This is a genomic window from Hymenobacter caeli, assembly GCF_013294115.1.
Classification (GTDB): domain Bacteria; phylum Bacteroidota; class Bacteroidia; order Cytophagales; family Hymenobacteraceae; genus Hymenobacter; species Hymenobacter caeli.
The window spans coordinates 86,462-99,693 of the sequence record NZ_JABSNP010000013.1 but is presented as its reverse complement, the minus strand read 5'-3'; the positions used below and the strand labels follow the sequence as shown (position 1 = coordinate 99,693).

Below are 13,232 nucleotides of genomic sequence, written 5' to 3'. Positions count from 1 at the left end.
GGAAATTTTTTCCCGTGAATGTACTGCGCACCCCGCCCAAACGCGGGCCCCGGCCGCCCTAATCATCGAGCAGCCGAAACGTTGCCGGCCGACCGCCGCGCCCGGGTGCACAACGCAAAAAAGCCTCCGGCGGGGGCCGGAGGCTTTACTTTATGCGCAAGCCGATGGGCGCTTCCGCTTACTGGCGCAGCAGCGGCAGCGTGGCGTTGACGCCGTTGCCCTGCACCCGCACGAAGTAGGTGCCGCTGGCCAGGGGCCGCACGTCCAGGGGCTGGGGGCCCGGCTGGTAGGCGTAGCGCAGCACCACGCGGCCCGTCAGGTCCAGCACCTGCACGGCGTAGGTGCCAGCGGGCAGGCCGCTCAGGTCCAGGGTGGCCTGGCCGGTGGTGGGGTTGGGGAACACGGCCACCGCGGCGTTGGCCACCCGGCGAAAGGCCACCGCCACGGGCTGGGTCAGGTTCCAGGCCCCGTTGTTGTCCACCTGCCGCAGGCGGTAGTAGAGCACGCCGATGCCCAGCGCCCCGGCCCCGGTATCAGTGTAGCGGTAGTCCGACGCTGTGCTCACGGTGCCGTGGCCGGGCAGGGCCCCGACTTTCTGAAAGGCCTGCCCGTCGGCCGAGCGCTCCACGTCGAAGTGGTGGTTGTTCAGCTCCTGGGCCGTGCGCCAGTTCAGCAGCGCGTCGGCCCCCACGGCCACGGCCGTGAACTTGGTCAGCTCCACGGGCAGCGGGGCCACGATGGTCACCGCGTCGGGGGCGAGGGTGCCGCCCGGGCTCGTGTAGGCCGTGGCCGGGGCCGTGAGCAGGGCGATGATGCGCTGGGGGTCGAGGTAAGTAGCGGCGGCGTTGGACTGGTAGGCCACGTTATTAACCGCCGCCGGGGCGATGTTGGCCTTGAAGCCGAACTCCACACTGGCCCCGGCCGGCACGCTGAGCAACGGGTTGAGGACAAACGCCGGGGCCGTTGCCCCAACCGTGGGCGCGGTGTAGTCGGTGCCCGCCACCAGGGCTTTGGTGGTGCCGTCGGCGTAGCGGAGCAGGGCCCCGGTGGTGCTGGCGTAGGTGAACAGCCCCGCGCTGTTGGTGGCCAGCGCCGGCACGGCGCTCAGGCCCGTGAAGCCGCCGCCGGTGTTGGACACCGTCATCACGTAGGAAGCCGGGTTCACGCCGCTGCCCGAGCGCGTCACTTGCGGGGTTGTGGCCCGCAGCGCAACGGTGGGTGCCGGCGCGCAGGCAGTGCCCGACAGGCTACCTGCCAGGTTAATGTTGGTGCTGGCCAGGCCCGGGCCGCCGCCGGTACCGCCGGCACCGGCCGTGACCGACGAGGTGACCGCAGCCGTGCTGTAAACGATGCCGCCGCCCCCGCCCCCGCCGCTGGGGGCGGTGCTGCCCCCGTCGCCGCCCTTGGCTTGCACGCTGACCAGGCCCAGGCCGGAATCAGCCGTCAGCAGCACCGTGCCGCCCGCGCCGCCGCCGCCGCCGCCGCCCTGCGTCGCGAGGGGGCTGGTGCCGGCGGTGCCGTTGGCCAGGATGGTGCCGGTGCCCACGACGGTGCCCGAGCGCACCACGACGAGGCCGCCGCCCACCCCGCCGCTCGATTGCAGGGGCGTGGCCGTGCTGTTGGTGCCCGCGCCGCCGCCGCCGCCCAGCTGCAAGCGGTCGGTCGTGAGCGTGGTCGACGCCGCCCCGCCGGTGCCGCCGTTGGCGTTGGCACCGCCGTTCGCCCCCGTCTTGCCCGCGCCCCCGTTGGCCCCGCCGCCCCCGCCCGCGTCGGCGGTGGCGACGAAGTTCTTCTTGTTAGTCGTCGTGCCGTTGTTGCCGCCGCCGCCGCCCGTGGCCGGGGCCCCGCGGCCGTAGCTGCCGTTGAGGTAGGCATTGGCGGCGTCCGTTTGCGCGGCTGTGCCGTCGTACACCGACAGCGGCCGCCCCGCGAGGCCTTCCGCTTTCGAGCCGTGGATATTGCCCGCGGCGGTGAGGTAGGTGTTTTCGTCGAGGGCCGAGGTGGTGCTACCGCTGCTGGTGCTTTGCCGGCCGGCCCCGCCGCGGAAGCCTTTACCGCTCATGTCCAGCGTACCGCCGACGCCAAAATTGGTTTGCCCGGCCACGTCCATGGCCAGCACGCCGCCGGTCGTGCCGTTCCAGGCCAGGCCTGTTACCGTGCCGGCAATGGTGAGCGACGAGTACTGCGGCACCCGGATAACCTGGAAGCGGCGCTGCCCCGTGTTGCCGCCCGTGGGCCCCGCGTTTGCGTACGTTTTGCCCAGGGCCCCCGCCAGCTGTAGGTTGCCGGCACCGTCCACGCCGCTGGCAGCCACGGCGTACTCGTACTGGCCGGCGGTGTAGTTGGTGGTACTCACGGCGCCGTAGCTGGCGGTGCTGGTCACGTCGATGTTCGCGCCCTGCATCTGCATAATTAACAGCAGGTCGCCAGCGGCGATGGGGGCCGCCGTGTTGCCGGTGGGCGTGGTACCCACGGTCAGGAATTTGTTGCCGGCCGCGGCCGTCAGGCCCGGGTAGTACGTGTTGGGCATTGCGGTACCATTCAGCGTCACGGGGCCGTCTTTGCCGGGCATGGCGCAGGCGCCGGCAATGTTGGCCGCCCCGGCCACGGTGGTGGTAATGGCCGACGAGTTATTGCCCGGCACCACGTCGGGCACTGCTTGGCCGCTGGGGTAGGCGTAGTTGGCCGTGCTGGTGTAAACGGTGCCCGCCGCCGCCGCTGCGGGGATGGTCACGGTCACGGTGTTGGTGACCGATGCGCCGGCCACCAGCGTGGCCTGGGCAAACGTAACCACGCCGCTAACGGCGTTGTAGGTGGCCCCCGTCGGCACCCCCACACCGGTCAGCCCGACGGCCAGTTGCAGCGTCGGGATGACGTTGGTGGCCGTTTCCTGGCCGTTGTTGCTGGTCGTCACCGCGTAGGCAATGGTCGAGCCCGGGTTGGCGCTGGCCGGGCCGCTCACGGCGGAGGCCACGTCGGCCCCGGTCACCACCACCGTGATGGTGGCCGGGTTGGAGATGTTGCCGTTGAGGTTGTTGACGGTGTACGGAATCGCGAACGTGCCCGAAAAGCTGCCCACGGGCGTGAACGTCACCGCCCCGGTGTTGGTGACGGTGAAGGTGCCCTGGGGCACGGTGTAGGCGTGGTCGATGGGCACGGTCGTGGGGTCGAGGTCCACGGTGGCCGGGTCGATGGCCGGGGCCCCGCTGGGCACCGCGTCGTTGGCCAGCACGCTGAACACCACCGGCGCGTTGTAGCGGGTGCCGGTCAGGTCGTCGTTGGCGATGGGGGCCTGCACAATTTCCAGCGCCCGAATCTCGTGGATGCTGTTGTTGCCGCCGGTCGAGGCCGCGAAGCCCACCCGCAGCGTGGGCGGCGGGTTGGTCACCGTCACATTGTTCACGGTGGTGGTCAGTGTCTGCCCGTTCTGAATTCGCACCGTGATGCGGTACGTGACCGCGCCGGACACGGCGTTCACCACCGGAATCACGTTGATGTAGGCCTTGCGGTACCCGGCGGCGGCGGGGGCCGTAACGCGGGCGCTGCCGCCGGCGGCCAGGTTGAAGCCCAGCGTGCCGGTGCCGGCGAGGTAGGCGTAGCCGTTGGTGGGCGTCACGGGGTCGTAGGGCCCGCGCAGGGCCACGGCGTTGGGCACGAAACCCGCCCCCCCCACGCGCCCCTCCGTGGGGTTGGAGTAGTTGCCGTACTCGTCGAGGCCGATGCCCAGGTAGCCCTTGGTGACGCCCGCGGACACGGGGGCCGCCGTTTTCTTGTCGTAGCCCAGCGAGCCGCCCGTGGCCCCGATGGCGAACTGGCCCGCGCCCGGGTCGGTGCCGGCCCCGTCCACCAAAAACACGCTGATGCCGTCGGCCGGGGCCGGCACGGCCGGCGTGCCGCTGGTGCTGGTGGTGCCGTAGGCGAAAAACTCGAAGGCGATGCTAAAGCCGTTCGGCGTGCCAAACGTGAGGTTGTCGATGGCGTAGCCGGCCTGGTTGCCCACGGCGTTGGTGAGCCGCAGCGCCCCCGCGCCGGCGGCGTCCAGGGGCGTGGTGCCCGCCGCCGTGAGCTGGGCCGTGCCGCCGAGGGTGAAGTTCGACGTGCTGGTGCCGCTGAACGGCGCAGCGCGGGGGAAGGTGATGGTCTGGGCCTGGGCCTGCGCGGCCAGCAGGCCCAGCAGCAGGGCCCAGGCACGCGCAAGAGCGGCCCGCCCGCGGAAAAGCGCGCGCGGCGGCGGGGTAATCGTTATGGTCATAGCAAAGAAGGAAAAGGGTGGATGGGCAACGGGTGAGGCAATCGGAACAGACTATGATGGCATATTAAGAATTATAAATTGTACTTTAAAATAAATAGTAACATTTATAATAGCAGTAATTAGGCAATAGCAACTTTTAAAGCATTCATCAAAAATATGGTTTATATTTCAAATATGAAAATTCTATAAATATAATTTTCTGCATTGGCGTGCTCGGGCACGGGCGCGCCGGGGGCCCGGCGGGTTGGCGGGGCACCCGGCGGCCGGCACCCGCGGGACCAGCGCCGCGGCTGCGGGCCGCCGCCGTTGAAAGGCGGCCGGACGGGCCGGAAGTGTCCGGCTGCGCCGCTGTCCCGTTCTGAGTAGTTGCGCGCGTCAGCTCCCACGCGGGACAAAAACGTGTCCCGGTGCCTCCGGTTTGGCCGGTGCCCAACGCCCGGGCGGCCCACGCTTGCCCGAAACTGCACTGCGCCAGCAGTTGCACCGCACCCGGTGCCGGGGCACGCGCACCACCGACCGAGACGCTAGGCGGCGTCGCTACGCCGTTCCGCCGCCGAAACCGCTCTAGCGGCGAAAATGCACGGAGAACGTGGAGCCCACGCCCAGCTGGCTTTGCACCTCGACGCGGCCCCCGGCGTTTTCCACCAGCTTTTTGACCATGTACAGGCCGATGCCGCTGCCTTCCACGTGGTCGTGCAGGCGCTGGAACATGGCGAACAGCCGCTCCTCGTCGGCCAGGTCCAGGCCCAGGCCGTTGTCGCGCACGGCCAGCACGATTTCGTCGGCCACGGCCCGGCACGCGAGGCAGATGCGCAACGGCCGCTCCGGGGCGCGGTACTTGATGGCGTTGCTGAGCAGGTTGTACACCACGCTGCGCAGGTTTTTCTCGGCGAGGGGCACCGGCGGGCAGCCCTCGGCGGCCACGTCGAGGCGGCCCCCGGCGGCTTGCAGCTGGGGGGCCAGGTCGAGGCACACGTCGGCGATGACGGCCCGCACGTCGACCGCGGCGGGCTCCGGGGCCAGGGCCGCCTCCTTCTGCACCTCGATGATGGCCGCGAGCGACTCGATGGTGCGCTTGAAGCGGTCCACCGAGTCCTGCATCATGGCCAGGATGGGCGGCACTTGGTCGCCGGCCCAGGCGGCGGCCGGCAGCTCGGCGGCAAGGGCCTGCACCAGGCCTTCGAGGTTGGTAATCGGGCCCTTGAGGTCGTGCGAGGCCGTGTACACGAAGTTGTCGAGGTCCTCGTTCACGCGGGTGAGCTGCTCGTTGTTGGCCCGCAGCTCGGCCCGGGCCTGGGCCTCCCGCTCCAGGGCCAGCCGCTGCTCGTGGATGTCGGTGAAGGTGCCAATCCACTGCACGATGGTGCCCTGGGCATCGCGCGAGGGCAGGGCCCGGCCCAGCATCCAGCGGTAGTAGCCGGCCGCGTTGCGGATGCGGAACTCCGCGTCCAGCGGCTCGCCGGTGGCCAGGCTGTGGCGCAGGTGGGCCAGGGCGGCGGCATGGTCGTCGGGGTGGATGAGGCGGGTCACCGGCCGGTCGGCGGGGGCGGGCCACGCCTGGCCCGTGTAGTCGAACCAGCGGCGGTTGAGGTAGGTGTTGACGCCGGCCGGGGTCGCCGTCCAGGCAATCTGCGGGATGCCTTCGAGGACGCGGCGGGCCTCGGCAGCGGCCTGCTCCACGGCCTGGCGGGCGGCCTGCTGGCGCAGCAGCTCCTCGTTGGCGCGGCCGAGCAGGGCGTTTTGCTCGGCCACCAGGGCCCGGATGTCGCTGATTTCCTGCTGCGCCGAGAGGTCCGTCACGAGCACGGCCAGCGCCGGGGCCCCGTTGAACAGCATCTCGTTCATCGACACGGCAAACGGCCGCAGCGGGCCGCCCGGGCTTTGCAGGGGCAGCTCGCCCCGGGCCTTGCCGGCCCAGCCGCGGGCCAGCAGCCCGGCCCAGTAGCCCTGGAAATCAAGCGGCACGAAGGCCGCGAAGGCGCTGCCCAGCAGCGCCGCCAGCGGCTGGCCCAGCAGCCCGGCCAGGGCGGCGTTGGCGTACAGCACGGTGCCCTCGGGGCTGAGCAGCAGGGCCCCCTCGTTCATTTGCTCAATAAGGGTGCGGTAGCTTTCGTCGGCCCCCTGCAGGGTGAAGATGCGGGGCCCCTCGGGCCCCTGGATGGCCAGCGCGTCCACGGCCCCGGTGCGCACGGCGGCAATCAACTCCTCGGCTTCGCGCAGCCGGTGGCGCAGCTCGTCGTTTTCGCGGGCCAGGTCGTCGGGGGCAGGCGTTGCGGGCGTCGTCGTCATGGCAAGGGCGGGGCGGGCGGCAGGCTGAGGGCGGCCACCACGGCGGCCCGGTCGGAGAGGTCGCCCACGAGCCGGCGCTGGGGCAGCGGGCGCACCCGCACCAGCGTGGGGGCCGCGATGATTTGCTCCTGCTGGGCCAGGTGGGGCTGCTGGTAGATGTCCACAATCAGCAGGCCGTAGCGGCCGGCCAGGTGCAGCTCACAGATTTCCTTGCAGTTGCGCACGGCCCGCGTCGAGTTGGGCGTGGCCCCCGTCACGTAGAGGTGGAACACGAACTCGGCCGTCGGTTCGGGCAGGTCGTCGGCGGGCGGGGTGGGTTCGGCGGCAACCACGGCTTAGCGGGCCCCGCGCGGGCGGATGTCGAGCCCCACCAGCACCCGCTCCTCGTTCGAGAGGTCGCCGATGACGCGGCGCATGGGTTCGGGCACTTTGCGCACCAGCGTGGGCACGGCCAGGATCTGGTCGCCCTCGGCCAGCTGCGGGTGTTGCAGCAAGTCAATCACTTCCAGCGAGTAGCGGCCCTCCATGTGCTGCTCGCAGTAGCGGCGCAGGTTGGCCAGCGCGGCCACCGACTTCGGCGTTTGGCCGGCCACGTACAGGCGCAGCTCGAACGTTTCCCCTGGGGCGGGCAACGCATTCCCCGCCAGCACTTCCCTCGTATCAGTCATCATGCAGTTTTATACGGCCTAAGCAGGGGTTTCGGATGGGGCGCTGGGCCCCCCGCTGGGGCGGCCGGCGGCCAGGGTGCCGCGGTCGCGGTCCTGGGCCTGCTGGCGGGCCTGGGCCTGGTCGTTCACCCGGCGCAGCTCCTCCTCCACCGACTCGAACTCGGTGCGCAGGTTGTTGATGGTGGCTTCCAGCACCCGGCGCTTGCGCTCCAGCTCGCGGTCGTTGCGGTCCACCTCGAACTGCGCGGCCCGGGCCACGGCCTGCTCCTGCAGGCGCTGGCTGAGGCGGCCGGCCCCCGTCACGATGCCCAGGGGCCCGATCACCACGTCGAGCAGCTCGACGCCGCGGGCGGTTACCACGAACTCGCGCACCTGGTTGGAGTGGGCCATGCCCCGCGACTTGAGGATGCTCAGGCCGCGGTTGCGCTCGCCGATGCCTTCGAGATCGCGCACCGAAATCCAGGTGTCGACCAGCGACGACACGCCTTCCTCGGCCAGCTCCACCAGGCCCCGGCTGCCGCTGACGAGGGCCGTGAACAAGGCCGTGACGCCGTGCACCTTCAGGTAGTCAATCAGCCGCGTGAGCATGCTGCGCACTTCGCTGGCGCTGCCCACCGAAACCAGGTTGCTGATGGGGTCGATGACGACGGCCTGCGGCCGGAACTGCCCGATGAGCTTGTGCACCACCACGAGGTGGCGCTCCAGGCCGCTGAGGGTGGGCCGCGAGGCTTCGAGGCGCAGCAGGCCGCTGGCGATGTACGGGGCCAGGTCGAGGCCCACGGAGCGCATGTTGCGCACGAGCTGGGCCGGCGATTCCTCGAAGGCGAAGTACAGGCAGCGCTCGCCGCGCTGGCAGGCGGCGAGGGCAAAGGCAACGGCGAGCGTGGTTTTGGCCGTGCCGGCCGTGCCGGTGAGCAGCGTGCTGGTGCCCTGGAACCAGCCGCCGCGCCCAAACATAGCGTCGAGCCCCGGCACCCCCGACGACACGATGTTGTCCGACACTTCGTGCTCGAGCCGGAGGGAGGTGACGGGCAGCACCGAGAAGCCTTCTTCGGTGATGAGGTAGGGGTACTCGTTGGTGCCGTGGGTGCTGCCGCGGTACTTCACCACGCGCAGCCGCCGGGTGGTAATCTGGTCAATCACCCGGTTGTCGAGCAGGATGACGCAGTCCGACACGTACTCTTCCAACCCTTGCCGGGTGAGGGTGTGCTCGCCGCGCTCGGCGGTGATGACGGCCGTCACGCCCTTGTCCTTCAGCCAGCCGAACAGCCGGCGGATTTCGGCCCGCAGCAGCGCCTGGTTGGTGAAGCCCGCGAACAGGGCTTCCAGCGTGTCGAGCACCACGCGCTTGGCCCCGATGGCGTCGATGGCGTAGCCCAGGCGGATGAACAGGCCTTCGAGGTCGTACTCGCCCGTTTCTTCGAGCGCGGCGCGGTCGATGTGCACGTGGTCGATGCGCAGCTGCTTGTTGGCTTGCAGGGCCCCCAGGTCGAAGCCCAGGGAGGTGACGTTGGCGGCCAGCTCGGCGGCGGTTTCCTCGAAGCTCAGCAGCACGCCCGCCTCGCCGAACTGCTGGATGCCGCGCACCAGGAACTCGATGCCCAGCAGCGTTTTGCCGCAGCCCGCGCTGCCGCAGACCAGCGTGGGCCGGCCCCGCGGCAGGCCCCCCTCGGTGATTTCGTCGAGGCCGTCGATGCCGGTGGGGGCCTTGGGCAGCCGGGGCAGCGCGGGGGCCGCGGCCAGGGGTTTCTTTCGCATAGAATGGGGTGTACGCGGGCAAAGTTAAAGCAGTTTTGGAACTACTAAGGGGCGCGTGGGGCGCCGCAAACCCGTTGGCCGCCGGCCCCGGCCCGGGGCCGCGCGGCCGAAGCACAACGGTGCCGGCGGACAAGTTGCCGCCCAAACGAAGGTAATCCGTCACCTTCATTGTCTCGCCGGGCCCGTAGCTTGCCGGTCGATTTCGTTTTCCGCTGAACGCCCCATGAAAAAACTCCTCCTCGCCGGGCTGGCCACCGCCGCCCTGGCCACGGCCTGCAACCAAACCAAAACCGCCGACGCCACCAGCGGCGCGGCCACCGACTCGGCCACCACCGGCGCGGCCCCAACCGACCCGCAGGCCCTGGGGGCCCTGTTCGACGCCTTCTGGGAAAAGCAGTCGCGCCTCGACCCGCTCTCGGCCACGGCCCAGGGCGACAACCGCTACAACGACCAGCTGCCCAACGACGGCACCCGCGCCTACCGCGACACGCTGCGCACCTTTTACCAGGATTATCTGACGCGCCTGGAAAAATTTGACCGCGCCCAGCTGGGGCCCAACGACCAGCTCAGCTACGACATCTTTCAGTACCAGCTGCAGCAAAGCCTGGCCGGGCTCAAGCTGAACACCTGGATGATGCCCTTCAACCAGTTTTATGCCCTGCCGCTGACGCTGGGCCAGATGGGCTCGGGCGAGGGCATCCAGCCCTTCAAAACGGTGAAGGACTACGACAACTGGCTGGGCCGGGTGCGGGGCTTCACGGTGTGGGCCGACACGGCCGTGGCCAACTTCCGGGCCGGCGTGCGGGCCGGCGTGGTGCTGCCCCGGGCCCTGGTGGTGAAAATGGTGCCCGAGCTGCGCGACCTGGCCGTGGCCGACCCCGCCAAGAACCTGTTTTACAGCCCCATCAACAAATTCCCGAAGGACTTTTCGGCCGCCGACAAGGCCCGGCTGACGGCCGCCTACAAGCAGGCAATTAGCACGGAGCTGAACCCGACGTTCCAGAAGCTGGGGGCCTTCCTGCAAACCGAGTACCTGCCCAGGGCCCGCGCTACCAGCGGCCTGGGGGCCCTGCCCGGCGGCCCGGAAATGTACGCCTACCTGGTGGCCAACTCCACCACGACCGATATGACGCCGGCCCAGATTTACCAGCTGGGCCTGGGCGAGGTGGCCCGCATCCGGGCCGAGATGGAGCGGGTAAAGGCCAGCGTGGGCTTCAAGGGCGACCTGCGAGCCTTCTTCGAATACATGAAGACGGACAAGCGCTTCATGCCCTACCAGACGCCGGCCCAGGTGCTGGCCGCCTTCGAGGCCATCCACCAGCGCATGGAGCCCAACCTGCAAAAGATGTTCCTCCACGTGCCCAAAACGCCGTTTGAAATCCGCCAGACCGAGGCCTTCCGCGCCGCCTCGGCCTCGGCCGAGTACAACCAGGGGGCCCCGGACGGCTCGCGGCCGGGCATTTTCTACGTGCCCATTCTGGACGCCACCACGTTCAACACCACCTCGGGCATGGAGTCGCTGTTCCTGCACGAGGCCATCCCCGGGCACCACTACCAGATTTCGCTGCAACAGGAAAACACGAGCTTGCCCAAGTTCCGGCGCTTCGGCGGCCAGAACGCCTACGTGGAAGGCTGGGCCTTATACTGCGAAAGCCTGGGCAAGGAGCTGGGCCTCTACACCGACCCCTACCAGTACATGGGGGCCCTGGGCGACGAGCAGCTGCGGGCCGTGCGCCTGGTGGTGGACACCGGCCTGCACAGCCGCAACCTGACCCGCGAGCAAGCCATCCAGTACATGCTCGCCAACCTGCCCCTGAGCACCCCGGACGCCACCTCGGCCGTGGAGCGCTACATGGCCATCCCGGGCCAGGCGCTGGGCTACAAAATCGGGGCCCTGAAAATCCGGGCCCTGCGCACGAAGTACGAGCAGCAGCTGGGCCCTAAGTTCTCGCTCAGCGCCTTCCACGACGAGATTCTCAAGGACGGCTCCATGCCGCTGGCCGTGCTGGAGAAGAAGATGGACGCCTGGGCCGCGGGGGTGAAGTAGCGCGGCATCTTTACGTAACTGCTTCGGGGGCCCTATCTTGGTTCTTCGCACCAATTCTCTTTGCCCAATGAAACTCCTCTTCGCCGCGGCCCTCGGGGCCCTGCCCCTGCTGGCCCAGGCCCAGGCCCAGGCCGAAACTTTCGTACTGAAAGGCAAAGTCGCCAACCCCAAGGCCGTCGATAAGGTCTACCTCGGCTACCCTATCGCTGGCAAAATAGTGACGGACTCGGCAGTATTGAAAAAGGGTGCATTCTCGTTTAAAGGCACCGTGCCGGGGCCCACGCGGGGCACCCTCTTATTTGCTCATCAAGGCACGCGGCTGAACAAAACGCACGATATGAGCATCCTATACCTTGAGCAGGGCACCGTAAAAGTGGTTACCGCCGATTCAGCCGCCAAGGCCACCATCACGGGCACGCCCCTCAACGCATTGCAGGCCCAGCTAGACACTCAACTCAAGCCGCTGAATGCGCAAGACAAGGCCTTGGGCAAGCAGTATATGGCCGCTCGCGCCAAGCAGGACAAGCCGGCCATGGACGCGCTCGAACCCAAGTTCGATGCCATCGCCGAAGGCGAAAAGAAGGTGGCCACCGACTTCGTGGCGGCCCACCCCGACGACCGGTTCAGTCTGTTTGCCATCAAGCAAGCCGTGGGCTACGCCCCGAAAGCGGCCGACTACGACGCGCTGTTCCAGAAGCTTTCGCCCCGGGTGCGGGCCACGCCCGAGGGCCAGAAAATTGCGACCCAGATTGCCAAGCTGCAAGCGGTGGCCCTGGGGGCCCTGGCGCCCGACTTCACCCAAAACACGCCCGAGGGCACGCCGCTTACGCTCTCGTCGCTGCGCGGCAAGTACGTGCTCATCGACTTCTGGGCCAGCTGGTGCGGGCCCTGCCGCCAGGAAAACCCCAACGTGGTGGTGGCCTACAACGCCTACAAGGACAAGGGCTTCACCATCCTGGGCGTGTCGCTCGACAAGGAAAGCGGCCAGGGGGCCTGGGTGAAGGCCATTGCCGCCGACGGCCTGGTCTGGCACCAGGTGTCGGACCTGAAGTACTGGCAGAACGCCGTGGCCCAGCAGTACGGCGTGCAGTCCATCCCCCAGAACTTCCTGCTCGACCCCGCCGGTAAAATCGTGGCCACCAACCTGCGCGGCGAGGAGCTGCAAACCAAGCTGGCCCAGCTGCTGACGCCGGTGAAGTAGCCCCGCCGCCGTGCGCTGCCCGAAAGCCCGGCCCCGTGCCGGGCTTTTTTGGGCCCCGGCCGCCGCGCCCCCGGCCGGCAACCTTGCCCCACCGCCAACACCTTATGGAACCGCAAGCCCGGGCCGCCCTCGTCGCGGAATTAATTGAGCTGATGGCCGGCGGCAACGCCCACGTGCCCTTCGCGCAGGCCTGCGCCGGGCTCGACGCCTCCCTGCGCAACCGGGCCGTGCCGGGCCTGCCCTACACCATCTGGCACCTGGTGGAGCACCTGCGCATCGCGCAGCACGACATCGTAGCGTTTTGCCTCGACCCGGCGCACGTGTCGCCCGCGTGGCCGGCCGGCTACTGGCCCGCCCCGGGCGCGGCCGTGGACGAAGCCGGCTGGCAGGCCGCCCTCTACGCCATTGCCCACGACCAGGAGCGGTTCATCGACTTGCTGAACGACCCGGCCACCGACCTGCTGGCCCCGCTGCCGCACGGCACCGGCCAGAACATCTTCCGCGAGGCCCTGCTCATCGGCGACCACCAAGGCTACCACACCGGCCAAATCGTGCTGCTGCAACGCCTGCTGGGCGACTGGGTGTGAACTATTGGCTTTTAGCTTTTAGCTGCTGGCTATTAGCTTCTGTCTTGGGTTGAAGGTGTGGTACTAATCAGGCATTTACATCCATCTTTGGCTGACTTCTTACCGGCGGCCCCGGGGCTACGCCACCAGCCGGTGCCCCACGCCCCGCAGGTTGAGGATGACGATGTTGGGGTCGTGGCGCAGGTGCTTGCGCAGGCGCGAGATGAATACGTCCATCGAGCGGGCGTGGAAGAAGGAGTCGTCGCCCCAGAGCTGGAGCAGGGCCGTTTGGCGGTCGAGGGGCCGGGGCTGGTGGGCCACGAGCAGCCGCAGCAGCTCGGTTTCGCGGTGCGAGAGGGTGGCGCTGAGCTGCCCGTCGAGCCACAGCTCCTGGCGCAGGGGCACGAACGAGTAGCGGCCCACAACGGTGGCCCCGCGCTGGGCTTTTCGT

At 68.9% G+C, this 13,232-nt stretch carries 9 protein-coding genes; 3 read left to right on the top strand and 6 right to left on the bottom strand.

What is annotated here, in order from left to right; genetic code table 11:
• Positions 1-178 precede the first annotated feature (178 nt).
• The 5 genes from HNP98_RS22255 to kaiC form a co-directional block, all read right to left on the bottom strand.
• On the bottom strand, positions 179-4,252 hold the full coding sequence (locus HNP98_RS22255; protein ID WP_173810746.1) for a T9SS type A sorting domain-containing protein: 4,074 nt from the start codon (positions 4,250-4,252) through the stop codon (positions 179-181).
• Positions 4,253-4,816: 564 nt separating this feature from the next.
• On the bottom strand, positions 4,817-6,541 hold the full coding sequence (locus HNP98_RS14205) for a sensor histidine kinase (protein WP_173810745.1): 1,725 nt from the start codon (positions 6,539-6,541) through the stop codon (positions 4,817-4,819).
• On the bottom strand, positions 6,538-6,873 hold the full coding sequence (locus HNP98_RS14200; protein ID WP_317171113.1) for a circadian clock KaiB family protein: 336 nt from the start codon (positions 6,871-6,873) through the stop codon (positions 6,538-6,540). The genes HNP98_RS14205 and HNP98_RS14200 overlap by 4 nt, the downstream gene beginning before the upstream one ends.
• Positions 6,874-6,876: 3 nt before the next feature.
• Positions 6,877-7,212 (bottom strand): circadian clock KaiB family protein, encoded by a 336-nt coding sequence (locus tag HNP98_RS14195; protein WP_246275142.1) that lies wholly within the window; start codon positions 7,210-7,212, stop codon positions 6,877-6,879.
• Between the two features lie 15 nt (positions 7,213-7,227).
• Positions 7,228-8,967, bottom strand: a complete 1,740-nt coding sequence (gene kaiC, locus HNP98_RS14190) for a circadian clock protein KaiC (RefSeq protein WP_173810744.1) — start codon at positions 8,965-8,967, stop codon at positions 7,228-7,230.
• A 223-nt stretch (positions 8,968-9,190) separates the two neighbouring features.
• Between kaiC and HNP98_RS14185 the strand changes: the two genes are divergently transcribed.
• The 3 genes from HNP98_RS14185 (at position 9,191) to HNP98_RS14175 (ending at position 12,802) form a co-directional block, all read left to right on the top strand.
• Entirely contained in the window at positions 9,191-11,014 is a 1,824-nt protein-coding gene (locus HNP98_RS14185) for a DUF885 domain-containing protein (RefSeq protein ID WP_173810743.1), read from the top strand.
• Between the two features lie 67 nt (positions 11,015-11,081).
• Entirely contained in the window at positions 11,082-12,215 is a 1,134-nt protein-coding gene (locus HNP98_RS14180) for a TlpA disulfide reductase family protein (RefSeq protein WP_173810742.1), read from the top strand.
• Between the two features lie 104 nt (positions 12,216-12,319).
• On the top strand, positions 12,320-12,802 hold the full coding sequence (locus HNP98_RS14175; protein ID WP_173810741.1) for a DinB family protein: 483 nt from the start codon (positions 12,320-12,322) through the stop codon (positions 12,800-12,802).
• Between the two features lie 117 nt (positions 12,803-12,919).
• On the opposite strand, the gene HNP98_RS14170 is transcribed toward HNP98_RS14175, so the two are convergent.
• On the bottom strand, positions 12,920-13,204 hold the full coding sequence (locus HNP98_RS14170; RefSeq protein ID WP_173810740.1) for a winged helix-turn-helix domain-containing protein: 285 nt from the start codon (positions 13,202-13,204) through the stop codon (positions 12,920-12,922).
• Positions 13,205-13,232 lie beyond the last annotated feature (28 nt).